We start from the raw sequence: 25,556 nt of genomic DNA on the forward strand, positions 1-25,556 counted from the left end.
TACATATGATCCGGTAGCGGATGATCAGAGGCGCGCCAGCAGTTCGGCCGCAAAGGTCGACAGGCTGTCGTCGCGCGCGCCCATGACCACCACGCGGTCGCCGGGCTGCGCCGTCTCGACGATGCGGTCGCCGCAGTCGGCGCGGGTCGCCAGGGCCTGCGCCTGACGCCCAGCCGCACGCACGCCCGCGGCGATGTCCTCGCTGCCGACGCTGCGGTCCGTGGTGCCGCCGTAATAGACGGGCTCGGGCATCAGCAGCACGTCGCCCTGCCGCATCAGCCCGGCGAAACCCTCGATGAATTCCTGCTTCATCAGCTTCAGTGGGCCGAAGCCATGCGGCTGGAACAGGATCAGCAGCCGCCCGTCAAAGGCGTGCAGGGTCTTCAAGGTGGCGGCAATCTTGTCCGGGTTGTGGGCGAAGTCGTCGATGACGGTGACGCCGTTCCGTGTCCCCACCACCTCCAGCCGGCGCCGGATGCCGTTGAACGTCTCCAGCGCCGCGACCGCCTGATCCACCGGCACGCCGAGCGCCTTGACCGCGCCCAGGGCCGCCAGGGCGTTGGCGACATTGTGCGCGCCCGGCACGTTCAGCGTCACCGCCTGGGCCGCCTCGTCGCGCACGCGCAGCTCGAACTTCATGCCGGTCGGCAGGGGCTCAAGGTCATGCGCCGACAGATCGGCTTCTTCCTCGCCGAGCGCGAAGGTGATCGCCTTGCCGGGCGCCAGGGTCTGCGCCAGCGCCGCCGTCTCGGGGTTGTCGAGATTCAGCACCGCCGTCGTCGCCCGGCTGACGAAGCCGCCGAACAGGTCGCGCAACTCCTCCATCGACTTGTGGTCCAGCGAGATGTTGGAGACGACCGCCACCATCGGAGCATAGCGGGCGATGGAGCCGTCGCTTTCGTCCACTTCAGCAACGAACAGGTCTGGTCCGCCGATCAGGGCGCTGGCGAACGGCTGGTCGGGCGAGGCGAAGTTCTTCATCACGGCGCCGTTGACCACGGTCGGGGCGCGGCCAGCCTGATCCAGAATCCAGGCGACCATGCCGGTGATGGTGGATTTGCCGCTGGTGCCCGCCACGCCGATCGAGGTCGGAGCCGCGTTGAACAGTTCGCTCAGCAACTGGGGCCGGGTCTTGATGACGGCGCCGACGCGTTTGGCCGCGCCGATGTCGGGTACCGTGTCCTCGACCGCGCCGGTGGCGACGACCACCTGATCAGCGCTGACCACGCCCGATCCGTCCTGCGGGTGCAGGGTGACGCCGTGGGCGCGCAGCCAGTCGAACTTCTCTGGCGTGCGGCCTTGATCCAGCGCCCGGTCTGACCCGGCGATGCGGGCGCCCGAGGCCTGAACGATCATGGCCAGCGGCATCATGCCGGAACCGCCGACGCCGCAGAAGAAGTAGTCTTTGTTCATCGGCTTGATTTCAATGCGAGAAACCGGGGAATGTCCGGTCTGACTAGCACGCAAGACGCTCAAGGCCACCCCGTCCATGCAGACCAGACCGTTCCGAATCGGCGTCGTCAACGCCAGCTCCCGTCTCGATCCGGCGCGGGGCGAGGCGATCCGGGCCTGGGCGGCGGCGACCTGGCCGGACGGGGAGGTCGAGCTGGTGCTGCATCCGGCCCTGTTCGAGGTGCACGGCCATTTCGGCGGCGACGACGCCACCCGCGCCCGCGCCTTCGTCGAGACGGCCAACGACCCCGCCATCGACGCCGTCTGGTTCGCACGCGGCGGCTATGGGGCCTGCCGCATCGCCGAGGCGGTGATCCCCGAGTTGACCGCCCATGCCTACGCCAAGCGCTACCTCGGCTATTCCGACGCGGGCAGCCTGCTGGCGGCGCTCTATCGCGCGGGCTTTCCCCATGTCGCGCACGGGCCGATGGCGTCGGACGGATCGCGCCATGACGCTACGGGGCGCCGGGCGGTGAACTGGCTGAGGTCGGGCGATCCGACCTCGCTGGAGCCGTCCCTGCTGGCGGACGCCCGACCCGCCGTCGGGTTCAACCTGACCATTCTCAACGAATTGGTCGGGACGGCGATCGAGCCGGACCTGACCGGCCACGTTCTGATGCTGGAAGAGGTGTCCGAGGCTCTCTATCGCGTCGACCGGATGATGTTCCACCTGACCAGCCAGGCTTCGATCCGTCGTGTGGCGGGCATCCGACTGGGCCGTGTCTCTGACGTCACCGTCAACGATCCCGACTTCGGCCTGACGGCGGAGGAGATCGTGCGTTACTGGTGCGTGCGGTCAGGGATTCCCTATCTGGGCGACGCCGACATCGGCCACGACCGGGATAATAAGGTGGTGCCCTTCGGCGTGCGCGGCTGAGCCGCCCTCAACCTCTCAGGATCAAGCCGTCGGGCCGCGCTTCGAAAGCCGACAGCCGGCCCAGGAAGCTCATGCCCAGCAGGGCTGCGGGCATGTCGCGGTCGATCACCAGGGCTTCAACCGAGGTCATCTCCACCCCCGCCACGGATACGGAGGTCAGCAGCACCCGCGCGGCGGGCGTCTGGCCCGAGGCGGTGTTCAGCGTCTGGTTGAAGTCATGCGGTTTCAGCCGCACGCCCAGCCGTTCGGCGTCGGCGCGGCTCAGCGTCACCACGCTGGCGCCGGTGTCGACCAGCATCCGCATGGGCCGCCCTTCGACGGTCGCCTCGGCCCAGTAGTGGCCGTCGGCCGCGCGCGTCACCGAAGGCGCCTCCTTTAGGGCCACGGCGGCGTAGGCCTGGGCCGGGCCTTCCCACCACATCAGGGCGCCGACGCAGGCCGAGGCCGACGCCAGGGCGGCGGCGAAGACGACAGCGGAGCGCGGGTCAAAGCGGATCATGTCGCGGACTATGCGGGCTGGCGTCTTCCCATGCGGTGAAGCGACGTGGCGAACGAAAGGTTGACGACGCCCGCCCTTCACTCGCCCAGCAGCCGAGGGTCGATCCGCTTTTTGCGACCCGGCAGATCGTCCATGACGGCGGCGCGGGCCTCGTCCGTCATCCGGCTCCAGGTAGCGATCTCCTGAAGGGTGCGCAAACAGCCCAGGCACAGGCCGGACGCGCCGTCGACGGTGCAGACCATGATGCAGGGGCTGACGATCGGACGCGGGGGGACGGAGGCGGGAGCAGGGGGCATGGTTCGTGACGATATCGCAACAATGAGTCCGAGAACGGACTATAATTTCTTGACTTTTCGCGCCGGGCGGCTATGTTCATCCTCGACGCGAAACGACTGACAGGGTGAGAGTCCCAAAAAGCACGACGTGTCTTCTTTCATCGTTCAACGAAAGGAGACGCCAAAAATGAACGAAAACAAAGAGCGCAATCTCCAGCACGCCATGCTGTCCTTCGCCCTTTTCGGCGGGATGCTGGTGAACACGAAGCAGATGAACGGCGCCGGCGACCGCGTGGTCAGCCACCCGTCCAACTTCGTGCCCATAACGATCAAACGGCCGCGCGCGTAGTCGCGAGACTGGATGATCCAGCCAGAAGCCCCGGTCAGAACGACCGGGGTTTTTCAATTGCGCCCTTGCCAGCGCGCCGCCCTGTGGCCGAAACCGGCGACTTCACTGGTGAAAGGGAATGCGGCATGGGTCTGATCGTCGAAGAGCGCACGGGCGCGGTCATGGTCTGGACCCTGGATCGGCCCGATCGACTGAACGCCCTGCCAGACCTGGAAGACGGCGAGGCCTTCGCCGCCGCCTGCGACGCCGTCAACGCCGACCCCTCCATCCGCTGCGTGGTGCTGACCGGCGCCGGGCGGGCCTTTTCGGCGGGCGGCGACCTGAAGGCGATGAAGGATCGCCGCGACCTGTTCGAGGGCTCGGGCGCCGCCATCCGCGAACGCTATCGCCGCGTCGTCCATCGCATCGTGCGCGCCCTCTATGGCCTGGAGGTTCCGCTGGCGACGGCGGTCAACGGACCGGCCATGGGGCTGGGTTGCGACATCGCCGGACTGGGCGACATCCGCATCGCCTCGGACCGCGCCAGCTTCGGCGTGCCCTTCATGAAGCTGGGCATCATTCCCGGCGACGGCGGTTCGTGGCTGCTGCCGCGAAACATCGGCTACGCCCGCGCCGCCGAACTGCTGTTCACCGCCCGCTCGATCGACGCGGCGACGGCCGACCAGTGGGGCCTGGTCAACCGCGTCGTCCCGCATGAGACGCTGATGGACGAGGCGATGCAGACGGCGGAACAGATCGCCGCCCAGCCGCCCCAGGCCCTGCGCATGGCCAAAAGTCTGCTGCGTCAGGGCCGCGACATGAATTTCGACCAGATGCTGGAACTGTCCGCCGCCATGCAGGCCCTGGCCCACCTGACCGACGACCACATCGAAGGCGTGACGGCGGTGCTGGAGAAGCGTAGCGGTGAGTTTACGGGGAACTGAGCTTCCCTTCTCCGCCGGGCGAGCGGGTGAAGACCGTGTCGCCGTAAAAAAAGGGCCCCTCGCGAGGCCCTTTCTCCGTCTTCATCCTGACCGCTGTTACGTCCGAGCGGGCGCCTTCATGGCGCGCGCGGCGGGCACGCCGGTGGAGGCGTTGTCCCGCTTGGCGCCGGCGGTTTCGCCCGGCTTCATGAACTTGACCAGGACGCGCTGGCCGATCAGCAACGGGGCGTCGTCCACGGCGACCACCACCTCGACCACGCGTTCGTCGGTGCGCTGCGAGGGATCGTCCGAGGCCAGCTTGCGGGCGCCGAAGACGGCGGCGCGGCGCAGCACCTTGCCGACATAGACCTTGGTCGGGTCGCCTTCGGGGGTGATCTCCACGGCCTGGTCGACGGCGACGTTCGGGATGTCGGCCTCGACGATCTCGGCGCGGGCGATGCGCGGGGCCGCCGGCTCCAGATCGAACATGTTCGACACGTTCAGGGTTGAGGCGCCGGCGCCGGGGTTGGCGTAGCGACGCACGATGCGGCCGTCGGCGGGCGAGCGGATGACGGTCAGTTCGACATCGTAGGCGGCCTGATCGCGACGGGCGCGGGCGCTCTGCACCGCCGACTGCTGCGAGCCGAGGCGGGCCTGGGCCTGGGCGATGGCGTCGCGGGCCTGATCCATGCGCTGGGCGGCGACGAAGTTGGTGGCGACCAGCTTCTGCAGACGGTCGTATTCGCGCTGGGCCGCAGCGATGTCGACGTTGATCAGGCGCAACTGGCTCTCGGCTTCGGCCAGGGTGGCCGAGGCGGTCTGCAGCGCCAGGCGCGGCTCGTCGTCCTCCTGGCGGGCCAGGATCTGACCGGCCTTGACCAGATCGCCTTCCTGCACCAGCACCTCGCGGACCACGCCGCCGCGTCGCGCGGCGATCTGGATGATGCCGCCCTCGATGTCGATCTTGCCGTTGGCGATGGCGGAGTAGGGGCTTTCGACCTTCTTCTCGGCCGCCTCGGCCAGTTCGGCCTTCTTGGCGGCCCCGGCCTTCTGCATCATGCCGAAGCCGATGATCAGCACGACCAGCAGCGCCAGGCCGATCCAGAGCCATTTGTTTTTCAGAAATGCGGGCATGGGGGTCCTCAAGGGGATCGGTGTCAGTGCGACGCCAGGATGGCTTCGGGATTGGGGGTGCGGCGCTGATCGTCGATGATCACGCCGTCTTCGATGTGGATGACCCGGTCGGCCCAGGCCTCCAGGCGCGGGTCGTGCGTCACGCAGATGACGGCGGCGCCGTGTTCGGTGGCGGCGCGGCGCAGCAGGCGGATGACCACCTGGCCGTTCTCGCCGTCCAGCGCCGAGGTCGGTTCGTCGGCGAACAGGATCTGCGGGTCCTTGGCCAGGGCGCGGGCGATGGCGACGCGCTGCTTCTCGCCGCCGGACAGGGCGGCCGGGCGCTGGTGCAGGCGATGGCCCAGGCCGACCTCCTCCAGCGCCAGGGCGGCGCGCTTCTTGGCGCGATCGGGCGACAGGCCCTGGAACTTCAGCACCGTCGTCACCTGTTGCAGGGCGGTCAGTGACGGGAACAGGTTGAAGCCCTGGAAGATGAAGCCGCAGTGATCCAGGCGGAACTTGTCGATCCTGCCGCCCGACAGCTTCCATAGGTCATCCACGTCCAGGGCGTCGACGCGCCCTTCCTCGGGCCGCAGCAGGCCGGACAGGGCGGCGATCAGCGTCGACTTGCCCGAACCGGACGGCCCCATGACCATGGTCAGGTCGCCGTGGCGCGCGTCGAAGTCCACGCCCTTCAGCACCTCAACATAGGACCGGCCGGACTTGAACCGCTTGACCAGACCCTTGGCCTCCAGGGCGAACTCGCCGTGCTTGCCGTGAACTTTCGTGTGCCCAAAAGCCATGGTGTTCATCGCAGCAGGTCCGCAGGTTGGCTCTTCTTCAGGATGCCCATCGACAGGAAGCCCGACAGCATGGAGATGCCGATCAGGCCTCCGCCGACCACGAGCAGCAGGCTGAGGGGCATGGAGATGATGACGGCGTTGGACAGGGCCAGCAGGGATAGCAGCCAGGTCAGCAGGATGGCCGCGCCGACCCCGACCATGCCGACCCAGAAACTCAGCTCCATGACAATGCGGCGCAGCGAGCCCATGCCGACGCCCAAGGCGCGCAGGGAGGCGAACTCCTTGATGTTGGCCATGATGGCGCCGCGCAGGGTCTGCCAGGTGATGGCCACGCCGATGATGATCCCCAGCACCACGCAACCGCCGATGATGATGACCAGTATGCCTTCCTCGAACATGGCGCCGGCGTTGGCGTCGGCCAGCTGCTGACGGGTCCAGGCCTTCCACTGGCCGTTGCCCATGGCGTTCAGTTGGGCGACGACGTGTTCGGCGCGCGCCGGGTCCTTGATCTTGATCATGAGCGGGCCGACGCGCGGCCCCTCGAAGGCCTGGCCCAGCATCCGCAAGCTGTCGCGCGACATGACGATGGTCGGCTGCATCATGTTGGGATAGCCGCGCAGCACCCCGACCACGGTTACGGTCTGGCCGTTGAACAGGGCCTTGTCGCCCAGCTTGACGCCCAGCGGCGTCAGCGCCGTCTCGTCCACCGCCACGGTGAAGGGCTGACGCAGGGCGTCGACCAGTTCCTCGGAATAGTCGCGCGGGATGGTGACCGAGCCGGGCGCCGTGTCGATGATGTTGACCAGGACGCTCCGTTGCTTGGGCGCGCCCTGCCTGGCGCGGTCCGCCGCCGACATGGTCGGGTCGACGTCCTTGATGTTCTGGAAATTGCCGCCGGATATGTCGAGCGTCTTCACCTCGACCACCTCGGGGTGGTTATAGGCCAGGGGCACGAAGCGGCGCGGCATTCCTATCGGGCCGCTGAACAGGGCCTTGGCGCCGGGCTGCATGATGAAGATGTCGGCGCTCGAGCGCTCGATGGCGGCGGTGAAGCCCTTGCCGATGCCGATGAAGACCCCGGTCATGGCCAGCACGAGCAGGCCCGAAAGGGCCAGCGCCATGATGGCGGCCATATAGCGGCGCCACTCGAAGAGCAGCGTGGATAGCGCGAGCGACATGACGCGTATTCATTCCCCTGACTTGCGCTGTTATCTGACCGCCGCCCCGCCGGAGGCCAAGTTAAATCGGGGTAAGGCTGGCTCGGCCGGATCTATTGCGGGGCTTGAGGGGGCGGGCCTTGCGGGTCTAGTGACGGCGCCACAGCAAGACGGGGCGTGATGTCACGCTCTAGGGAGACGCCCATGTCACTTCGCCGCACCCTTTCCTTCGCCGCCTCTCTGGCCGCCCTCGGCATGGCCGCCGTCGTGGTCAACGCCCCTGCTTCCGCCGCACGCGCGGACGAGGGCATGTGGACCTTCGACAACTTTCCGATCCAGACGGTGAACGACAAGTACGGCACGCGCATCGATCAGGCATGGCTGGATCGCGTGCGCAATGCGGCGGTGCGCCTGCAGGGCTGTTCGGCCTCGTTCGTGTCGGGCGAAGGCCTGATCCTGACCAACCACCACTGCGTCATCTCCTGCGTCCAGGATCTGTCGAGCGCCCAGAACGACTACGTCAAGAACGGCTGGATGCCGGCCACGCGCGAGGAAGAGAAGACCTGCCCCGGCCAGACCGCCGAGGTCCTGACCGACATCACTGACGTGACCGATCGCGTCCTGGGCGCCGGCGCGGGTCTGGAAGGCGCGGCCTTCGTCGCCGCCCGCTCGGCCGAGATCGACGCCATCCAGAAGGAAGCCTGCGGTGACGACCGCAAGCTGACCTGCCAGGTCATCAGCTTCTATCGCGGCGGCAAATACGCCCTCTACAAGTTCCGCAAGTACGAAGACGTGCGTCTGGTCTTCGCGCCCGAGTTTCAGGCGGCCTTCTTCGGCGGCGATCCGGACAACTTCAACTTCCCGCGCTACGCCCTCGATGCCGCCTTCCTGCGCGCCTATGAGGACGGCAAGCCGGTCGCCACGTCCAACCACCTGAAGTGGAACCCGAACGCGCCGGTCGACGGCGAAGTGACCTTCGTGGCGGGCAACCCCGGCTCGACCTCGCGCCTGCTGACCATGAGCCAGCTGGAGCGCCTGCGCGACCAGCAGATCCCGATCACCCTGATCCAGGGCGCCGAGCTGCGCGGCCGCCTGATCGAATATTCGACGATCGGCGAGGAAGAGAAGCGCGTCGCGCTCGATCCCATCTTCGGTCTGGAGAACAGCTTCAAGGTCTACTACGGCCAGCAGGGCGCGTTGACCGATCCGGCCTTCATGGCCAAGAAGCGCCAGGAAGAGGCGGAACTGCGCCAGCGTGTCGCCGCCGATCCGGCTGTGGCCGAACGCATCGGCGACCCGTGGGCCGATCTGGAAAAGGTGCAGGCGACCGCCCGCGACCTCTACCTGCCCTATCGCCAGCTTGAAGCGAACGCCGGCGGCGGTTCGACCCTCTATTCCTACGCCCGCGCCATCGTCCGCGCGTCCAAGGAACGCGCCAAGCCCGTCGCCGAACGCCGCGCCGGCTACGCCGACAGCGACATCGCCGCCCTGGGCCGCCGACTGGCCTCCGAGGCACCGATTCCGGTCGGCGTCGAGGAGATCCAGCTGTCGCACTGGATGTTGAAGACCCGCGAATACCTGACGGTCGACAGCGCCGACGTGAAGACCATGCTGGGCGCCGAAAGCCCCGAAGTCATCGCCGCCCGCCTGTCGCAAAGCCGCCTGATCGACCCGGCCTTCCGAGCCGAGGCCCTGGCCATGACGCCGGAACAGCTGGCCGCCTCGGGCGACCCGATGATCGCCTTCGTCCTGGCCAATGACGACGCGGCGCAAGCCGTCCGCACCCAGTGGGACGCGGGCGTCAACGCTCCGACCGCCCGCGCCGCCGAAAAGGTCGCCCAGGCCCGCTTCGCCGTCTATGGCGAGAACCAGTATCCGGACGCCACCTTCTCGCTTCGCCTGTCATACGGCCAGGTGAAGGGCTGGACCTATCGCGGCGTGACCGTTCCGTCCTTCACCCACATGGGCGGCCTGTACGAACGCGCCACCGGCGCCGAGCCGTTCAACGCCGCCGAGCGCTTCCTGGCGGCGCAGGACCGGATCAACAAGGACGTCGTCTATGACTTCGTCTCGACCAACGACATCATCGGCGGCAACTCCGGCTCGCCGGTGATCAACGCCAAGGGTGAAGTGATCGGCGCCGCCTTCGACGGCAACATCCACTCGCTCGGCGGCTCGTTCGGCTACGACGGCGAGCTGAACCGCACGGTGTCGGTCTCGACCGCCGCCGTCACCGAGGCCCTGCGCAACGTCTACGACCAGCCGCGCCTGCTGCGCGAACTGGGCGTGCGCCGCTAAGCCTGTCGGATTGATATCCGGGATCTGGGGGCGCCTTCGGGCGCCCCTTTCTCTTTGCCCGCAGGCCTATCTCGACTTGCCCTGCTTCTCGATGAGCACAGCCTGTTGCCAACGGCCGGGAGCCTTGTCGGAGCGATGGATGCAGCCGACCCAGCAGCACGGCCGCCGCTTGCCTTCGTGCAATTCCTCAACCGCACGCTCGATCCGTTTCTGACGGGTGGCGGCCTGTTTGGCGTCTTCGACCCAGCAGATGAACTCATTGCGCCCCAGCGGGGTGAGGCCGCGCCACAGGTCGAGGGTTTCCGGCTCGGATGAGAGCCGCGCCCTCATGTCGTCCGGAACCTGATGCGCCACGCCCTGGGGGAAGTCGTCCGACATCGCGTCAATCCCGTCCCGTTTCGTCATTCGCCGAATCTAGACCCGCGAAGGCGCGATGTGAATGCTTTCGCCGGGGGTTGCGGTTTGCCTCCAGGTTCTGTTCAGACTGACCGCAAAGACGGCCTCGGGTTTAAGGGGCTGAAACCGGGCCTCGGCGATGACCAAGGCCGCGACGCCGAGGATGTCTCATGCGCACCACCTACGCCCCCCTTCTGTTCGCCTCGGCCGCCGTTCTGGCCTTCGCCGCCGCCTCTTCGGCCAAGGCGGAGGAGGGCATGTGGACCTATGACAACTTTCCCATCGCCCGCGCCAACCAGACCCTGGGCACGAACATCGACCAGGCGTGGCTGGACCGCGTTCGCCTGTCGTCGGTGAAGTTCGGCGGCTGTTCGGCGGGCGTCATCTCGGCCGAGGGGCTGGTGATGACCAACAACCACTGCGTCTCCTCGTGTGTCGCCAACCTGTCGACGCCGCAGCTTCAGTACAATGAGACCGGGTTCACGCCCAAGAGCCGCGAGGAAGAGCTGCAGTGCCCCGGCGCCTCGGCCGAGATCCTGACCGACATCACGGACGTGACCCAGCGGGTGCAGAAGGCGGGCGAGGGTCTGGACGGTCAGGCCTTCACCCAGGCGCGCGAGGCCGAGGCCGGCCGTATCGAAGCGGAAGCCTGCGGTTCCGATTCCAAAATCCGTTGTCAGGTCGTCAGCCTGTATCGCGGCGGTCAGTTCAAGCTCTACAAGTTCCGCAAATACTCGGACGTGCGTCTGGCCTGGGCGCCGGAAGACCGCGCCGCGACCTTCGGCGGCGACCTGGACAACTTCTCCTTCCCTCGCTTCGCCATCGATGCGGCCTTCATCCGCCTGTATGAGGACGGCAAGCCCGCCGCGACGCCGACCCACTTCACCTGGAACCCGAACAAGCCGACCGAGGGCGAGCCCGTCTTCGTCACCGGCAACCCCGGCTCGACCCAGCGCCTGCTGACGCAGGCCCAGCTGATGACCATTCGCGACGTGGTCCTGCCGCTGGACCAGCTGATCGCCTCGGAGCTGCGCGGCCGTCTGATCCGCTATTCGGAAGAGGGCGCCGATCAGGCCTTCATCGCCATGGACCCGCTGTCGGGGGTGGAGAACACCTACAAGCGCGGCCGCGGCCGCATGGCGGCCCTGATCGACCCGGCCTTCATGGACCAACTGGCCGGGCAGGAGACCGTCTTCCGTCGCGGCGTGGCCGAGAACGAGGCCCTGTCCGCCGAAGTCGGCGACCCCTGGGCTGTTCTGGCTGATGTCCAGCCGCTGGCGCGCGAGCTTTATCCGGCCATGGCTCTGCTGGAAGGCGGCACCGGCATGGGCACCACCTCGGTCGCGGGCGGCTCTCCCCTGTTCCAATGGGCGCGGGCCATCGTGCGCGGCGCCCAGGAGCGCGCCAAGCCGTCCGACCAGCGTCTGTCCGAGTTTTCCGACAGCCGCCTGGCGGGGGTCCAGTCCAGCCTCTTCGCCGCGCGCCCGACCTATCCGGCGCTGGAGCAGATCCGCCTCGAGTGGTGGTTGTCCAAGACCCGCGAATGGCTGACGGTCGACAGTCCCTATGTCCGCACCCTGCTGGGCAAGGAAAGCCCCGAGGGCCTGTCCACGCGTCTGATCGAGGGCACGAAGCTGGCCGACCCCGCCGTGCGCCGCGCCCTGTGGGAAGGCGGCCTGCCCGCCGTCCAGGCCTCGACCGACCCGCTGATCCAGTACGTCCTGGCTATCGACGCGCAAGCCCGAGCCGTCCGCGCGGATTGGGAGAACCGGGTGCAGGCGCCGACCGACCGCGCCTCCGAACAACTGGCCGCCGCCCGCTTCGCCGTCTTCGGAGACGCCGTCTATCCGGACGCCACGGGCACCCTGCGTCTGACCTACGGCCGGGTAGAGGGGACCGACGTGCCGGGGCAGCGCATCCCCGCCTTCACCACCTTCGCCGGACTGTGGGACCGCGCCACCGGCGCCGAGCCGTTCAACGTCGCGCCCAAGCTGCTGGCCGCCAAGGATCGCATCGACCCCGCGACGGTGATGGATATGGCGGTGTCGTCGGACACCATCGGCGGTTCGTCAGGCTCGCCTGCGGTCAACGCCAGGGGCGAGATCATCGGCGCCAACTTCGACTCCACCGTCCTGACCCAGCGCAACGCCTATGGCTATGACCGCAACGTCAACCGCAGCGTCATCGTCACCACCCAGGCCGTCACCACGGCCCTGCGCGACGTCTACGGCATGGATCACCTGGTCGAGGAACTCGGCGTTCAATGAGCGAGCTGAGCTTGCGCCCTGCCGCGCCGGACGATGTTCCGGCGCTGCATCGTCTGATCGAAAGCGCCTATCGCGGGGACAGCGCCAAGGCGGGCTGGACCCATGAGGCCGACCTGCTGGGCGGCCAGCGCACGGACGAAGTTGAACTGCGCGACATCCTGGCCGACGCCTCGCGGGTCATCCTGCTGGCCGAGGTCGAGGGCGGCCTGACCGGCTGCGTCCAGGTGGCGGATCAGGGCGAGGGGCTGGCCTATCTCGGCCTGCTGACCGTCGATCCGGCGCGTCAGGCGGGCGGTCTGGGGCGGGTGCTGATTGAGGCTGCTGAAGCCCAGGCCGTCGCCCGCTTCGGCGCGACACGCATGGAGATGACGGTCATCCGTCAGCGAGGCGAACTGATCGCCTGGTACGAACGGCGCGGCTATCGCCTGACCGGCGAGACGCGGCCCTTCCCGCTGGACGACGAACGCTTCGGCCTGCCCCAGACGCGCGAGCTGGAGTTCGTGGTGCTCGAGAAGACGCTCTGACATCCTTCGCCCCTTGTGAGAGAAGGATTTAGAGATCCCGCATCTGCTTCTGGGCGGCGCTGAAATACTGCCAGCCGGTCCAGATGGTGACGATCGCCGCCAGCCAGATCAGGGTGTCGGCGAAGGGCTGGAAATAGTTCAGCAGACCGAAGTCCAGGCCGAAACTGTCCCAATTGCGAGCGAACAGCTGACAGCCCAGGGCGACCATCTGCAAGGTGGTCTTCCACTTGGCGGCCAGGGTGACGGGCAGATTGATGCGCCCCGCCATCGTCTCGCGCAGAGCCGAGACGGCGAACTCGCGGAACAGGATCAGGCCGCAAGGAATGATGATCTGCTGCACCGACCCGCTCGTCAGCACGCCCAGCACGGCGCCGGTGACCAGGATCTTGTCGGCGATCGGGTCCAGAATGGCGCCCCAGCGCGTCTCGGCCTTCCAGCGGCGGGCCAGATAGCCGTCGATCCAGTCTGTCGAGGCGGCGATGACGAAGATCCAGAAGCCGATCTTGTACATGGCGAACTGGTCGTCAGGGCTCAGCCAGGCCGAGACGAAGGGGAAGCCGCTGGTCGCGCCCGCCAGCAGCAGGAACATGACGATCCCGGCCGCCAGCCGCAGGCTGGTCAGGATGTTGGGGATGGCTTTGTAGGCAGGGGCCATGACGTCTTCCGTTGCAACACGCCGGGTGTGCCACGGTTCGCGGCCAGAGGCGAGGGTGGAGGCGAGGGCGCCGTCCTCAGTCCAGCCGCTCGAACCGCCCCGGACCCGTCAGCTTGGACAGGATGCCCAGGGCGATGCCGAAGTGCAGACCGCTGAGTTTGAGTTCGCCCGCCGCTTCCTTTTCCGCGATCCAGGGGAAGGTGCGCAGATTGTCCAGCGACAGGCGCACCACGGCCTCCTCGGCCGCGCATTCGACCTGATCAGCGGGCAGCGTCTCGACCACGCGACGCACGGTCGGCGCGGCCTGCTCGACCCAGGGGGCGACGAAGTCCTGACAGTTGTCGGGCGAGCCCTTGAGCATGGCGGTGACGCCGCCGCAGGAGGCGTGGCCCATGACGACGACATGTCGGACCTGCAGGACATTGACGCCGAACTCCAGCGCCGCCGAGACGCCGTGCAGCTTGCCGTCGGGCTGATAGGGCGGAACCAGGTTGGCGACGTTGCGCACCACGAACAGCTCGCCCGGCGCCGTGTCGAAGATCAGGGCCGGATCGGCGCGGCTGTCGGAACAGGCCACCACCAGGGTGTGCGGCTTCTGGCCGTTGGCGGCCAGGGCTTCGTATTCGGCGTGTTCGGACGGCCACCGATTCTGGCGGAAGCGGTGATAGCCCTTGGTCAGTTCGTCGGTCATGACCTAGCCCTTAGACCCGCGACGGTTCGTCGCTCAACCCGAAAACGCCGCTGGCCGAAATGCGTCTGGTTCAGGACTTGTGAAAGAAGCCGTGGATGCGCTCGGCCAGGGCCTGGCTGACGCCGTCCACCTTGACCAGATCGGCGACCGAGGCGCGACTGACCCCCTTGGCTGAGCCGAAGGCGTGCAGCAGGGCCTTCTTGCGTCCCGGCCCGACGCCCTCGATTTCGTCCAGCGGATTCTTCTTGATGTCCATCGAGCGGCGCTTGGCGTGGGCGCCGTTGGCGAAGCGGTGCGCCTCGTCCCGCAGGCGTTGCAGGTAGTAGAGCGCAGGGCTTTTCAGCGGCAGCATGAAGGGCGCCTTGCCCGGCATGAAGAACTTCTCCAGCCCCGCGTCGCGGTCCGGCCCCTTGGCCACCCCGACCACGGCGATGTCGTCGACGCCCAGATCGGCCATGACGGCCAGCACCTCGGCCAGCTGACCCGCCCCGCCGTCGATCAGCAGCAGGTCGGGGCGCTCCACCGCCTCGCCGGCCTCCTCGTCCTTGACCAGTCGGCCGAAGCGGCGGCGCATGACCTCGCGCATCATGCCGTAGTCGTCGCCGGGCGTCAGGTCTTCGCCCTTGATGTTGAACTTGCGGTACTGGTTCTTGCGGAAGCCCTCGGGCCCCGCGACGATCATGCCGCCGACGGCGTTGGTCCCCTGGATGTGGGCGTTGTCATAGACCTCGATCCGCTCGGGTCGGGCGTCCAGACCGAAGGCCTCGCACACCTCGTCGAGGATTTTGCCCTGCGCCGAGTTCTCGGCCAGCTTGCGGCCCAGCGCCTCGCGGGCGTTGGTCAGGGCGTGGTCGACCAGGCTGGCCTTGCCGCCGCGCTGGGGGCGGGCGATCTCGACCCGGTGTCCGGCCTTCATGCTGAAGGCTTCCTCCAGCAACTCCAGTTCGTGCGGGCGGACGTTGGACAGGATCAGGCGCGGGACCGGCTTGTCCTCATAGAACTGGCCCAGGAAGGCGGCGAGGATTTCCGGGTCGCTGTCGCTCTTGTCCACGCGCGGGAAATAGGCGCGGCCGCCCCAGTTCTGGCCCGCGCGATAGAAGAAGACCTGGACGCAGGCCTGACCGCCCTCGGAATGCAGGGCGAAGACGTCGGCCTCGGCCACCCCGTCGGCGTTGACGCTGCTCTCCATGGCGATGGCCGACAGGGCGCGGATGCGGTCGCGCACGCGGGCGGCGGTCTCGAAGTCCAGGTCGTCCGACGCCGCCTGCATCTCCTGCGACAGGCGGCCGATGACGGCGCGCGACTTGCCGCGCAGGAACTGCTCCGCCTCGGTGACCAGATCGCCGTAGTCCTCAAGCGAGATCAGGCCGGTGCAGGGCGCTGAGCAGCGCTTGATCTGGTGCAGCATGCAGGGGCGGGTGCGCGTCTCATAGACGCTGTCCGAACAGGACCGCAGCAGGAAGGCTTTCTGCAGGGTGTTCAGCGTGTGGTTGACCGCCCAGGTCGAGGCGAAGGGGCCGAAATAGTCGCCGGGAATGGTGTGGGCGCCGCGATGCTTCCTGACCTGGGGCGCGCGGTGGTCGCGACGGATCATCAGTTCGGCGAAGGACTTGTCATCGCGCAGGACGACGTTGAAGCGCGGCTTCAGCTTCTTGATGAAGTTGGATTCGAGCAGCAGGGCCTCGGTCTCGGACGCCGTGACCACCAGCTCCATCGAGCGGGTCAGGCTGACCATCAGGCCGATGCGCTGGGTGTGGAAGCGGCCTTGCGCGTACTGGACAACCCGCTTCTTCAGCGACTTGGCCTTGCCGACATAGAGGCAGGCGCCGTCCTCGCCGTACATCCGATAGACGCCGGGCTTGTCGGGCGCGCGCCGGGCCTCGTCCGCGATCAGCTCGGCGGCCTGAAGCGGAAGGGCGTTCGCCTGCGAGTCGGGCGTCTCCGGGATGTCGGGCGTCGGGTCGGTCATCAGCCGGGATATAGGCTCAGCCGCGCCGGACCAGAAGCACCCCGCCGATCACCAGCAGCACGCCGGCGATGCGCGTCAGGCTGATCGGCTGCTGCGGCACGCCCATGACGCCGAAATGATCGAGAATCAGGCTCAACGCCAACTGGCCCGCGACCATCAGGGTGATGGTCAGCGCCACGCCGATCTTGGGCACGCCCCAGGCGGCGGCCACCACGAAGACGCAGCCGTAGAGCCCGCCCAGCCAGGCCCAGGCAGGCAGGGCCTTCATCGCCTGCACGTCCGGCCGCGCCTGCAGCGTCACGGCGACGAGAGCCAGGGCGACGGTTCCCACGGCGAAGGAGACGAGCGCCGCATTGACCGGCGAGCCGACGGCGCTGGCCAGCCGCGCATTGGTCGGCCCCTGCAGGGCGGTGGCGGCGCCGCCGATGATCATGGCCAACAGGGCGAGGACGGGTAACGGCATCGGCTGTCTCACCAGTTTGGATCGGGCGCGGCGCCGCCGAAGATCTCGGCCAGTCGGGCGCGAGTGGCGCGGGTTACATCCTCGGGCAGGGCGTCGGGGGAAAACCAGCCGATCTCGGCGATTTCGCCGTGACTGGTCCGCTCGATCATGTCGAAGGCGTCGATGCGGAAGACCAGCACATGATCCCCCGGAAAGAAGCGCTCATTGGAATGAACCGACAAAAGGCGCGGCTCGCCCCTGACGATCAGCCCGGCCTCTTCGCGCAGTTCGCGGATGACGGCGGCCTGCGTCGTCTCGCCCTTGTCCACCCCGCCGCCGGGCAGCCACCAGCCCTCCAGATAGGTGTGTTTGACCAGCAGCACCCGCCCCTCGCCATCGACCGCCGCGCCGCGCACGCCCAGCGTCATGCCCCGGCTCATCCGCGACCAGGCGAAGAACAGCGGCCGGGTGAAGGGTTCGATGCGGGTGCGCCAGTTTGCCATGCGGGAACGATAGGCTGTCGCCGGGCGGCTTGAACAGGGGCGCGCTTGCCCCTATTCGGGGGCGGAACAGGAGACCCATCATGCTGGCCATCGCCACCATCTTCGCCTTCATCGCCGTCGTCGCCGCCTTCAACTACTTCGAGTTCGGCCGGGTTGACTGACTCCAGGTCGGCTGACGCCCCTTGGCGGGGCGTGGCGCTGGTCACGGCCGCCTCGCGCCGGATCGGGGCGGTGCTGGCGAAGGCGGCGGCCCAGGCGGGCTATGACGTCGTCGTCCACTACCGTTCGGACGCGCAGGGGGCCGAGGCCGTGGTCCGGGCCATCGAGGGTCTGGGGCGGCGCGCCGTCGCCGTTCAGGCCGAGCTGACGGACGCCGGGGCGCGCGCCGCCCTGATGGATCAGGCCGCCGCCTTCGGGCCGTTGCGGGTGCTGATCAACAACGCCTCCCTGTTTGTTTATGACCAACTGGAGACCTTCCAGGAGGCGGACCTGCGCCTTCATCACGAGGTCAATGTCCTGGCCCCCCTGGCCCTGATCCGCGACTTCGCCGCGCGCCTGCCTGACGGGGACGAAGGCGTGGTGGTCAATATGCTGGACTATAAGGTCACGGCTCCGAACCCCGACTTCTTCTCCTATACGGTCAGCCGCGTGGGCATCGCCCATATGACCGGCGCCCTGGCGCTGGCCCTGGCGCCGCACATCCGCGTCTGCGGCATCGCGCCGGGTCTGACCCTGCCCTCGGCCGGGTGGCCCGAGGCCGACTATGAGGCCGGGGCGGAGGCCACGCCGCTGAAGCGGCCGGTGGCGGTCGAGGACCTGGCGGCGGCCCTGACCTTCATCCTGACGACGCGCAGCCTGACCGGCCAGAACCTGGTGGTGGACGCCGGGGCCGCCCTGACCTGCCGCGACCGCGATCTGGAGTTCGCCTGAGGACGTTCGCCGCCACATGACCTTTATTTGCCGATAGGTTGGCGCCTTAGCTGCCGCCGTTCATTCTGAGACCTCCATGCCCGCTGTCCGTTTTACTCGCCGCTTCTCGATGGCGCACCGGCTGATCGCCGATGCGGGGTCGAAATGCGCCGTGCCGCATGGGCACAATGAGTTCGTGACGGTGACGCTGGAGCCGACGGCCGAGATCGCCTTCGGCGGGGCCAACCACGCGGCCTCCTTCGAGCGACTGAAGGCGCGCTGGCACGGCTTCGTCGACCGCAGCCTGGACCACGCCTTTCAGCTGAACCGCGCCGACCCCCTGCTGGCCTGGTTCCAGCAGCATGAGCCGCACCGCCTGAACCAGGTGCTGACCGTGGACGGCGATCCGACGACCGAGGCCCTGATCATCGCCCTGTGGCGCAAGCTGGAGGCCATCCTCAATGCCGAAGGCCTGCCCTTCCGCTTGGCTGAACTGGCCATCGAGGAAACGCCGACCAACATCGTTCTGACGCGCGGCCTGACCGAGGCGGAGCGGGCCTGGGATCTGGGCGCCTGGTGCGACCGGGCGGATTTCAGCATCAATGATCTTCTGCCGCCGGAGACCTGGTCTTGAGCGCCGTCGTCACCCCCCTGCCGTCCGTCGAACCGCGCCGCCTGGGCCTGAAGGTCATGGTGCGCGCCCTGAAGGTCGAGGCTTCCATCGGCTTCTATGATCATGAGCATGGGCGGCTGCAGCCCCTGGTGGTGGACGTCGAACTGGAACTGGGCGCTGCGCCGGTCGAGCGGTTGGCCGATACGCTGGATTACGACGGCGTGGCCCGCATCGTGCGCGAACTGGCGGCGGGGCCGCACATCGCCCTGATCGAGACCTTCGCCGAGCGCACGGCCGTCGCCTGCCTGGCCGATCCCCGCGTGCTGAGCGTCGTCGTGCGGGTCGAGAAGCCCGGCGCCATTCCCGATGCGGCGGCGGCCGCCTGCGAAGTCGCCTATTCGCGCTGAGGCCGGTTGCGCGGGGCCGTTCGTCCCGCCATCATCCCGGCCTGACAAGAGGTTCCGATGGTCCAGTCCGGCGATTACAGCAGCAACAGCGGCGGCGAGGTCTCGGCCGACCTGACGGGCCTCTATGCGGGTTACGCCCTGATCCTGCTGGCGGCGCCGACCTTCGGCGCGGCGGCGGCGATCGGCCTGCTGCGCGTGTGGCGCCGACCCGCGCCCGTCGATCCCATGCTGCGCAGCCACTTCGTCTTCCAGCAGCGGACCCTGTCGGCGGCGGTGTGCGCCATCATCGCCGGCGCGGTGCTGATCCTGGTCAACGTCGGGGTCTTCGTCCTGTTCGTCATGGCGGTCTGGACCATCGTGCGCGGCGCCCTGGGGCTGAAGGATCTGCTGACCGGGCGGCCCATCGCCGAGCCGCGTCGTCTCTTCTACTGAAAGGTCCGCCGTCATGAGCGATCAGAATACCGCCGCGCCGGTCGCGGGCCGAGACGGCGCCGTGGTGGCGTGGATTCTCTACATCCTGTCGATCCCCAGCGCGAACGTGCTGGTGCTGGTCGGACTGGTGCTGGCCTATGTGAACCGGGGCTCGGCGACGGGGCTGGCGGCCCAGCACGTCGAGGCGCAGATCAGGCTGTTCTGGTCGGTGTTCTGGATCAGCGCCGTCCTGTGGGTGCTGGTGGCGGTGAGCGCCGTGGCCTCGGCCTTCCTGATCGGGATTCCGTTCCTTCTGCTGTTCGGGCTTCTTTTGCTGCTGGTGTCGATCTGGTTCACGGTGAAAAGCGTTCTGGGTCTGCTGGCCCTGCTGAGCGACCGGCCGGCTTGAACTGATCCATTCGGGAGGAGCCGCCGTGCCCGCCTTCAAAGACCACGCCGCCGACCGCCGCTTCCAGCAGATGTTCGCCGATGCGGACGGGACCGAGCATCCCGTCTGGGCCGAGTATGCGGTGCGCGGCCGCGCCCGCGTCATCCTGCACGTCGAGGCTCACCCGGCCCTGCGCGGGACGGGGGCGGCGGGCCGCTTCATGCAGGCCCTGGCCGAGCACGCCCGCGCCGAGGGGCTGACCCTGATCCCGCATTGCAGTTATGCGGTCGCCTGGCTGAAGCGCCACCCCGAGTACGAAGATGTGGTGGGGGCGTAGCAGCGCGCCTCCTGGATCCTCGGGTCAAGCCCGAGGATGACGGCGTTGAAGGAAGGCGCGGTGCGAAGCGCCCAGGCCGCGTCGGGTCGAGAAGGCGGAGCCTTCTGACCGCGGCCCGCTAACATCACTCGCGTCGGGTCGAGAAGGCGGAGCCTTCTGACCGCGGCCGATCAGGAATGACTCTTCGCCACGATGGCCTTCATGGTCTCGGCCTTGGACGGCAGGTCGGCGACCAGGCGGGCGGCCAATTCGCGGGCGCCGACGGGATAGGCGTCGCCGCCGTCGGCGATCTCCTTGGCCATGTCGGCGGCCTTGCACAGGGCGACCTCGAGGGCCTCGACCTGTTCGAGCGCCAGGGCGCGGGCTTCGGCCTGCAGGCGCTTGACCCGTTCGGCGGTGGTTTCGGGCGCGCGCATCAGGTCATAGACCTCGGCTTCCGGCGAGGAGACCACGCGCAGGGCGGCGCGGGCGTCGGATTCATTGCTGGACTTGGTCATCGGCGTCTCTCCTTAACGCACCATGCCGCATTTTCGCCGCAAGGTCGCATCCCATTTTGCGGCCAAGCTCGACGGCGCGCCGCCATGTTGCCCGTAAGCCTCATGAACCGGGCCTCATGAATCGGGGATGAAGGGCGGCGCGGCCCAGCGCGCGCGACGCCGCTCCGCGATGGCCCACAGATGGTCGATGCGGCTGGCCAGCTCGCGCCGCAGCCGCCGTTCCTCGGCCGGATGCAGGGGGCGGTCGTCGTCATCGGGGACAGGCGGGGACGCAGCGGCGCGCGGCGGTCGCGGACGGGTCATGGGGTCCTCTTTCTCCCTCCCCTTCATGGGGAGGGTGGTCGCGCAGCGACCGGGTGGGGAGGGCAGGGGCTGGGCGCGGCGTGTGGCTTGCGGCGTCGCCCCCACCCGGCTTCGGCTGGGCCTCAGCCGCCCTCCCCATGAAGGGGAGGGAGATTGGGCGCACGGGTTTGGCCGCCGCGCCTTTCGGCGGGCGGTTGGAGGGCTGGGCGGAGCGCCGGGTCGACGCCCGGAGTGTGATGTGTATTACCGTTTCGACGCCGACAGACGCTCCGCGCGGACGGGCTTCCACGAGCTCGGGGCGGGCGCCGGTCTTATCGGCTACCCCCGGCGCCCGCGGCGGGCGGGGGCCTGCTTGCGACAGGCCTCCCGGAACGGTCCGCGTAACCCCCGCGACCCTGGCCGAAGCCTCTCTGACGGACGGGTCGAACGCCCCGTCACCAGGCTCCGTCGGCTTCTTGTCTAGAGGCGGCCTACCGAGGTCGTCTTGAGCGACCTAACGCCCTTCGGGCTGCTTGAGGTCGTTTGTGGCGACCTTCGCCCGTCGAGCTCGGCAAGCCGGGCGTCGGCGCCGGCGTTCGCCCGCATCGCCGCCCTTCGCATCCTGGACCGCCCGGCGCGCTCCGCCCGACGCGCCGCTGGGCTCCCGCCCTCGACCGGCCGCCGCGACGGACGCCGCGCGGTCCGACAAGAACCCCGCTCCATCCGCTCCCGCCGCCCGCAAGGTCGCAGGCCTCGCGAGCCCTCCATGCAACGGAACGAGGGCAGGGTGGCATGGCGGGGAGGTAGGGCGGGCTGAAAGGGGATGGCGGAGGGCGGAAGGCGGGAAATCGTGGGGATTGGGGCGGGGAGGTTTGCGTGAGTTGGGCATCTTCGCTGGACATGTGGCTTGCACACGATAGCTTGAGGGGGGTCTCGAGGCTTGGGGGTGAGCTTTGGCTTTTATTGCGCCAATATACTCTAGGGGGCAGGTTGATCGTGCAGGCGAAGCTCTCCGTAATGGGACAAAAGAGCTTGAACCCCATTTAATTGTAGGAAATTGGCGGGCATCCCATCTTTATATTATCAACACATTTCAAGCGAACTTAAGAAATCGGCGAAAAATGTTCGATGGTGATGTTGTTATTGCTCAACGTTTAAAGCGAACTCCAACAATTTTAGATAAGCTCCAAAGAGAGCCGGCTATGTCTCTGTCGCGGATGCATGATATTGCTGGCTGCCGCCTAATTTTCGATAATATAGAATCTTTGAGGCGCTTTCGGCTAGGTGTTCATTCTTCAAAGGCCAAGCATGTTAATATAAGTGCAGATGATAGATATGATTATATTTCTAGCCCTAAGCCTTCAGGGTATAGAGGGGTTCATGATGTTTACAAATATGAAGCATACTCTAGTGCGGGTAAAAAGTGGAACAATTTAAGAATTGAGCTTCAATATCGAACTCGTGTGCAACATGCATGGGCCACTGCGGTCGAGATCGTTGATATGGTCAATGCTAAGCGTTTGAAATTTGGCCAAGCAGAAGATGGTTTGACTAGACAATTTCTTTTGGCGAGTGAAATCTTGTCCAGATATCACGAAGGTGTTCCTGGATATTGCGCATCAGATAGTATGAATCAAGTCATGGAAGAGTTTTGGAAAATCGAATCTGAAACCCATGCTGTTGCAAGGCTGAGAGGTCTAACAGGAAGTAATTTTAGAGATTTTGCGAGAGATGCGAAACTTTTTGTTCTCGTAAATTTCTTTGATGCTGACAATGGCCTGCCATTTGAAGCTTATGGTTTTGCTGATAATAGAAGTGCTGTTGAAACGTATCAAAATCTTGAGTCTAAATACCTTGGGGTGGCGGATATTGTTCTTGTTGGCGCTAGTGAACAAGATGCAGTTCGATTAGCCTATACGAACTATTTATCCGATGCGTCCACTTTTCTTGCGCTGCTCGATCAGGCGACGACCTGACATACAGTATCAAATAATGAGGGGGTGCGTGGTGGCTTCCCCTACCGCCCCTTCCTGAAGGCCTCGGCCTTCTCGGCCGCCGCCTCCTTGCGCCAGCGCTTCGGGGCTGACCTGTCGACCTCCTCGCCCGCGCCGGTCAGGGCTTCGTTGGCGAATTCGAGGTCGAGGAGCTTCATCTTCTTGATCTCGTCGCGCAGGCGGGCGGCTTCCTCGAACTCGAGGTTGGCGGCGGCGTCGCGCATGCGGCCTTCGAGATCCTTGAGGGCGGCCTGGAAGTTGGAGCCGACGAAGGGCTTGGCCTCCTCGGCGACGCCGGGGCGGGTCAGGCGGTCCAGGTCGCGGGACTCATAGGGGCTCTCGAGGATCTCCTTGATGTCGCGCTTGACCGTCTCGGGCGTGATGCCGTGTTCGAGGTTGTAGGCCTGCTGCTTCTCGCGGCGGCGGTCGGTCTCGGCGATGGCGCGCTCCATCGAGCCGGTCATGCGGTCGGCGTAGAGGATGACGCGGCCGTCGACGTTGCGCGCCGCGCGGCCGATGGTCTGGATCAGGGAGGTCTCCGAGCGCAGGAAGCCCTCCTTGTCCGCGTCGAGGATGGCGACCAGGCCGCACTCGGGGATGTCCAGGCCCTCACGCAGCAGGTTGATGCCGATCAGGCAGTCGAACGAGCCCAGGCGCAGGTCGCGCAGGATCTCGATCCGCTCCAGGGTGTCGACGTCGGAGTGCATGTAGCGGACGCGCACCCCCTGTTCGTGCATGTATTCGGTCAGGTCCTCGGCCATCTTCTTGGTCAGGGTGGTGACCAGTGAGCGGTAGCCGGCGCGGCTGGTCGCCTTCACCTCGTCGATGACGTCGTCGACCTGGTTGCGGGTGGCGCCGGAGACGGGGCGGATCTCGACCGGGGGGTCGATCAGGCCGGTGGGGCGGATGACCTGTTCGGTGAAGACGCCGCCAGTCTTGTCCAACTCCCAGGCGCCGGGGGTGGCCGAGACGAAGACGGTCTGGGGCCGCATGGCGTCCCATTCCTCGAACTTCAGCGGGCGGTTGTCGATGGCGGAGGGGAGGCGGAAGCCGTACTCGGCCAGGGTCGACTTGCGGCGGTAGTCGCCGCGGAACATGGCGCCGATCTGGCCGACGGTGACGTGGCTCTCGTCCACGAACAGCAGGGCGTTGTCGGGGATGTATTCGAAGAAGGTGGGCGGCGGCTCGCCCGGCGCGCGGCCGGTCAGCCAACGGCTGTAGTTCTCGATGCCGGCGCAGGAGCCGGTGGCCTCCATCATCTCCAGATCGAAGCGGGTGCGCTGCTCCAGCCGCTGGGCCTCCAGCAGCTTGCCGTTCTCGACCATCCAGTCGAGCGTCTCCTTCAGCTCGGCCTTGATGCCGTTGACGGCCTGGTTGAGCGTCGGGCGCGGGGTGACGTAGTGGCTGGCGGCGTAGACGGTGACCTCGTCCAGCGCATTGGTCTTCTTGCCGGTCAGGGGATCGAACTCGTCGATGGCCTCGATCTCGTCGCCGAACAGGCTGATGCGCCAGGCGCGGTCCTCGAGGTGGACGGGGAAGATCTCCAGCGTGTCGCCGCGCTTGCGGAACATGCCGCGCTCGAAGTGGACGTCGTTGCGCTTGTACTGCAGGGCGATCAGGTCGGCGCGCAGCTTGGCCTCGTCGATCTGATCGCCGACCTTCAGGTTGAAGGTCATGGCGGTGTAGGTCTCGACCGAGCCGATGCCGTAGATGCAGCTGACCGAGGCGACCACGATGACGTCGTCCCGCTCGAGGATCGCGCGGGTGGCGGCGTGGCGCATCCGGTCGATCTGCTCGTTAATCGAGCTGTCTTTCTCGATGTAGGTGTCGGTGCGCGGGACGTAGGCCTCGGGCTGGTAGTAGTCGTAGTAGCTGACGAAATACTCGACCGCGTTGTCGGGGAAGAAGGCCTTGAACTCGGAATAGAGCTGGGCCGCCAGCGTCTTGTTGTGGGCCAGGATCAGGGCCGGGCGCTGGGTCTGTTCGATCACCTTGGCCATGGTGAAGGTCTTGCCCGAGCCGGTCACGCCCAGCAGCACCTGCTCGCGATCGCCCTCGTCGGCCTGGGCCACAAGCTCGGCGATGGCCGAGGGCTGGTCCCCGGCGGGCTGGTATTTCGTCTCCAGCCGGAAGGGAATGCGCTTCTTGTTGGTCGGCCGGTCGGGGCGGTGGGGGACCCAGTCGGCGGGGGCGGCGGGCGCCTCCTCGGGCGTCAGGCGCGGTCCGTTCACGGGCGCGAAGGCGGGCGCACGACCGTGGTCGAAGGCGACGGGCGCCTCGCTGAGACCGGGATTGGGCGTGTGGACGGGCTTGGTCGGTTTCGCAGGAGAACGGGCCATGAACATCAAGGTAATGCGCGCGTTCCCAAGACGCTAGTGCAGGAAGCGCCCCCGCGTAGCCTTCCCGCTACCACAGGTTGAACGACGAGCTGACGTGTTTCGGCTCAATCGTCGCCATAAATGAGGCAAATCCGACATGTTGAGAACATAATTGGGCAAAATGTGGTTGAAAAGGGCGGAATATAGGTCCGAACCCGGCGTTTGCGC

The 25,556-nt window shown here is 67.0% G+C and carries 29 protein-coding genes; 14 read left to right on the forward strand and 15 right to left on the reverse strand.

From position 1 onward, the window contains the following. Positions 1–24: 24 nt before the first annotated feature. Entirely contained in the window at positions 25–1,413 is a 1,389-nt protein-coding gene (locus tag ACWGL1_RS11145) for a UDP-N-acetylmuramate--L-alanine ligase (protein ID WP_452112034.1), read from the reverse strand. Between the two features lie 76 nt (positions 1,414–1,489). Between ACWGL1_RS11145 and ACWGL1_RS11150 the strand changes: the two genes are divergently transcribed. After that, a complete protein-coding gene (locus tag ACWGL1_RS11150; RefSeq protein WP_452112035.1) occupies positions 1,490–2,329 on the forward strand; it encodes an LD-carboxypeptidase in 840 nt (279 codons plus the stop codon). A gap of 7 nt (positions 2,330–2,336) precedes the next feature. Here the strand turns inward: ACWGL1_RS11150 and ACWGL1_RS11155 are convergent, their stop codons facing one another. Together ACWGL1_RS11155 and ACWGL1_RS11160 are read right to left on the reverse strand one after the other, a co-directional pair. Next, positions 2,337–2,828, reverse strand: coding sequence for a retropepsin-like aspartic protease family protein (locus tag ACWGL1_RS11155; RefSeq protein WP_291779150.1), 492 nt, complete (start codon positions 2,826–2,828; stop codon positions 2,337–2,339). 77 nt (positions 2,829–2,905) lie between these two features. Continuing rightward, on the reverse strand, positions 2,906–3,124 hold the full coding sequence (locus tag ACWGL1_RS11160; RefSeq protein WP_291779153.1) for a DUF1289 domain-containing protein: 219 nt from the start codon (positions 3,122–3,124) through the stop codon (positions 2,906–2,908). 166 nt (positions 3,125–3,290) lie between these two features. Here ACWGL1_RS11160 and ACWGL1_RS11165 point away from each other — a divergent pair, with 166 nt between their 5' ends. Both ACWGL1_RS11165 and ACWGL1_RS11170 read left to right on the forward strand, forming a co-directional pair. Beyond that, positions 3,291–3,452, forward strand: coding sequence for a hypothetical protein (locus ACWGL1_RS11165; protein ID WP_162938831.1), 162 nt, complete (start codon positions 3,291–3,293; stop codon positions 3,450–3,452). Between the two features lie 125 nt (positions 3,453–3,577). Further along, complete coding sequence (locus tag ACWGL1_RS11170) at positions 3,578–4,375, forward strand: crotonase/enoyl-CoA hydratase family protein (protein WP_452112036.1); 798 nt, start codon at positions 3,578–3,580, stop codon at positions 4,373–4,375. A 96-nt stretch (positions 4,376–4,471) separates the two neighbouring features. Here the strand turns inward: ACWGL1_RS11170 and ACWGL1_RS11175 are convergent, their stop codons facing one another. From ACWGL1_RS11175 to ACWGL1_RS11185, 3 genes are read right to left on the reverse strand one after another with little or no spacing between them, the layout of a single operon-like run. Further along, the gene (locus ACWGL1_RS11175; protein WP_452112037.1) at positions 4,472–5,488 is read right to left on the reverse strand and encodes an HlyD family secretion protein; all 1,017 of its coding nucleotides are present in this window, start codon (positions 5,486–5,488) and stop codon (positions 4,472–4,474) included. Between the two features lie 23 nt (positions 5,489–5,511). Beyond that, entirely contained in the window at positions 5,512–6,270 is a 759-nt protein-coding gene (locus ACWGL1_RS11180) for an ABC transporter ATP-binding protein (RefSeq protein WP_291779169.1), read from the reverse strand. 5 nt (positions 6,271–6,275) lie between these two features. After that, positions 6,276–7,448: an ABC transporter permease gene (locus ACWGL1_RS11185; RefSeq protein ID WP_452112038.1), complete on the reverse strand. Its 1,173-nt coding sequence runs from the start codon at positions 7,446–7,448 to the stop codon at positions 6,276–6,278. 183 nt (positions 7,449–7,631) lie between these two features. Here ACWGL1_RS11185 and ACWGL1_RS11190 point away from each other — a divergent pair, with 183 nt between their 5' ends. Then, complete coding sequence (locus ACWGL1_RS11190) at positions 7,632–9,725, forward strand: S46 family peptidase (RefSeq protein ID WP_452112039.1); 2,094 nt, start codon at positions 7,632–7,634, stop codon at positions 9,723–9,725. Positions 9,726–9,791: 66 nt separating this feature from the next. Here ACWGL1_RS11190 and ACWGL1_RS11195 read toward each other — a convergent pair whose 3' ends face one another. After that, positions 9,792–10,130 (reverse strand): YdeI/OmpD-associated family protein, encoded by a 339-nt coding sequence (locus ACWGL1_RS11195; protein WP_291779179.1) that lies wholly within the window; start codon positions 10,128–10,130, stop codon positions 9,792–9,794. A 161-nt stretch (positions 10,131–10,291) separates the two neighbouring features. Between ACWGL1_RS11195 and ACWGL1_RS11200 the strand changes: the two genes are divergently transcribed. After that, complete coding sequence (locus ACWGL1_RS11200; protein ID WP_452112040.1) at positions 10,292–12,388, forward strand: S46 family peptidase; 2,097 nt, start codon at positions 10,292–10,294, stop codon at positions 12,386–12,388. Further along, positions 12,385–12,912: a GNAT family N-acetyltransferase gene (locus ACWGL1_RS11205; RefSeq protein ID WP_338577927.1), complete on the forward strand. Its 528-nt coding sequence runs from the start codon at positions 12,385–12,387 to the stop codon at positions 12,910–12,912. The genes ACWGL1_RS11200 and ACWGL1_RS11205 overlap by 4 nt, the downstream gene beginning before the upstream one ends. Before the next feature lie 28 nt (positions 12,913–12,940). Here the strand turns inward: ACWGL1_RS11205 and pgsA are convergent, their stop codons facing one another. The 5 genes from pgsA to ACWGL1_RS11230 form a co-directional block, all read right to left on the reverse strand. Then, positions 12,941–13,567 carry a CDP-diacylglycerol--glycerol-3-phosphate 3-phosphatidyltransferase gene (gene pgsA / locus ACWGL1_RS11210; RefSeq protein ID WP_312218613.1) on the reverse strand — a complete coding sequence of 209 codons (627 nt, stop codon included), beginning with the start codon at positions 13,565–13,567 and terminating at the stop codon, positions 12,941–12,943. A gap of 76 nt (positions 13,568–13,643) precedes the next feature. Then, a complete protein-coding gene (locus tag ACWGL1_RS11215) occupies positions 13,644–14,258 on the reverse strand; it encodes a carbonic anhydrase (RefSeq protein ID WP_312218612.1) in 615 nt (204 codons plus the stop codon). A 70-nt stretch (positions 14,259–14,328) separates the two neighbouring features. Next, the gene (gene uvrC / locus ACWGL1_RS11220; protein WP_291779196.1) at positions 14,329–16,227 is read right to left on the reverse strand and encodes an excinuclease ABC subunit UvrC; all 1,899 of its coding nucleotides are present in this window, start codon (positions 16,225–16,227) and stop codon (positions 14,329–14,331) included. A gap of 16 nt (positions 16,228–16,243) precedes the next feature. Further along, positions 16,244–16,690 carry a DMT family transporter gene (locus ACWGL1_RS11225; protein WP_291779200.1) on the reverse strand — a complete coding sequence of 149 codons (447 nt, stop codon included), beginning with the start codon at positions 16,688–16,690 and terminating at the stop codon, positions 16,244–16,246. Between the two features lie 8 nt (positions 16,691–16,698). Continuing rightward, complete coding sequence (locus ACWGL1_RS11230) at positions 16,699–17,172, reverse strand: NUDIX domain-containing protein (protein ID WP_452112041.1); 474 nt, start codon at positions 17,170–17,172, stop codon at positions 16,699–16,701. Between the two features lie 29 nt (positions 17,173–17,201). Between ACWGL1_RS11230 and ACWGL1_RS11235 the strand changes: the two genes are divergently transcribed. The 7 genes from ACWGL1_RS11235 to ACWGL1_RS11265 all read left to right on the forward strand — a co-directional run bounded on the left by ACWGL1_RS11235 (position 17,202) and on the right by ACWGL1_RS11265 (position 20,237). Beyond that, positions 17,202–17,333: a hypothetical protein gene (locus ACWGL1_RS11235; RefSeq protein WP_003166112.1), complete on the forward strand. Its 132-nt coding sequence runs from the start codon at positions 17,202–17,204 to the stop codon at positions 17,331–17,333. Between the two features lie 31 nt (positions 17,334–17,364). Next, the gene (locus tag ACWGL1_RS11240) at positions 17,365–18,102 is read left to right on the forward strand and encodes an SDR family NAD(P)-dependent oxidoreductase (protein WP_452112042.1); all 738 of its coding nucleotides are present in this window, start codon (positions 17,365–17,367) and stop codon (positions 18,100–18,102) included. Between the two features lie 76 nt (positions 18,103–18,178). Further along, the gene (locus ACWGL1_RS11245; protein ID WP_452112043.1) at positions 18,179–18,715 is read left to right on the forward strand and encodes a 6-pyruvoyl trahydropterin synthase family protein; all 537 of its coding nucleotides are present in this window, start codon (positions 18,179–18,181) and stop codon (positions 18,713–18,715) included. Next, a complete protein-coding gene (gene folB, locus ACWGL1_RS11250) occupies positions 18,712–19,101 on the forward strand; it encodes a dihydroneopterin aldolase (protein ID WP_452112044.1) in 390 nt (129 codons plus the stop codon). The genes ACWGL1_RS11245 and folB overlap by 4 nt, the downstream gene beginning before the upstream one ends. Before the next feature lie 57 nt (positions 19,102–19,158). Further along, positions 19,159–19,533, forward strand: a complete 375-nt coding sequence (locus ACWGL1_RS11255; RefSeq protein ID WP_452112045.1) for a serine/threonine protein kinase — start codon at positions 19,159–19,161, stop codon at positions 19,531–19,533. Positions 19,534–19,546: 13 nt separating this feature from the next. Beyond that, entirely contained in the window at positions 19,547–19,921 is a 375-nt protein-coding gene (locus ACWGL1_RS11260) for a hypothetical protein (RefSeq protein WP_269298737.1), read from the forward strand. A 25-nt stretch (positions 19,922–19,946) separates the two neighbouring features. Then, positions 19,947–20,237, forward strand: coding sequence for a GNAT family N-acetyltransferase (locus ACWGL1_RS11265; protein WP_312218602.1), 291 nt, complete (start codon positions 19,947–19,949; stop codon positions 20,235–20,237). Between the two features lie 170 nt (positions 20,238–20,407). Here the strand turns inward: ACWGL1_RS11265 and ACWGL1_RS11270 are convergent, their stop codons facing one another. Both ACWGL1_RS11270 and ACWGL1_RS11275 read right to left on the reverse strand, forming a co-directional pair. Continuing rightward, positions 20,408–20,734 carry a hypothetical protein gene (locus tag ACWGL1_RS11270; RefSeq protein ID WP_291779225.1) on the reverse strand — a complete coding sequence of 109 codons (327 nt, stop codon included), beginning with the start codon at positions 20,732–20,734 and terminating at the stop codon, positions 20,408–20,410. Between the two features lie 114 nt (positions 20,735–20,848). Next, positions 20,849–21,037 (reverse strand): hypothetical protein, encoded by a 189-nt coding sequence (locus ACWGL1_RS11275; RefSeq protein ID WP_312218601.1) that lies wholly within the window; start codon positions 21,035–21,037, stop codon positions 20,849–20,851. A 932-nt stretch (positions 21,038–21,969) separates the two neighbouring features. Here ACWGL1_RS11275 and ACWGL1_RS11280 point away from each other — a divergent pair. Continuing rightward, a complete protein-coding gene (locus tag ACWGL1_RS11280) occupies positions 21,970–22,992 on the forward strand; it encodes a RelA/SpoT domain-containing protein (protein ID WP_452112046.1) in 1,023 nt (340 codons plus the stop codon). A 41-nt stretch (positions 22,993–23,033) separates the two neighbouring features. On the opposite strand, the gene uvrB is transcribed toward ACWGL1_RS11280, so the two are convergent. Then, positions 23,034–25,355, reverse strand: a complete 2,322-nt coding sequence (uvrB, locus tag ACWGL1_RS11285) for an excinuclease ABC subunit UvrB (protein ID WP_452112047.1) — start codon at positions 25,353–25,355, stop codon at positions 23,034–23,036. Positions 25,356–25,556: the final 201 nt, after the last annotated feature.

The sequence above is a fragment of the Brevundimonas sp. NPDC055812 genome, from assembly GCF_053616535.1.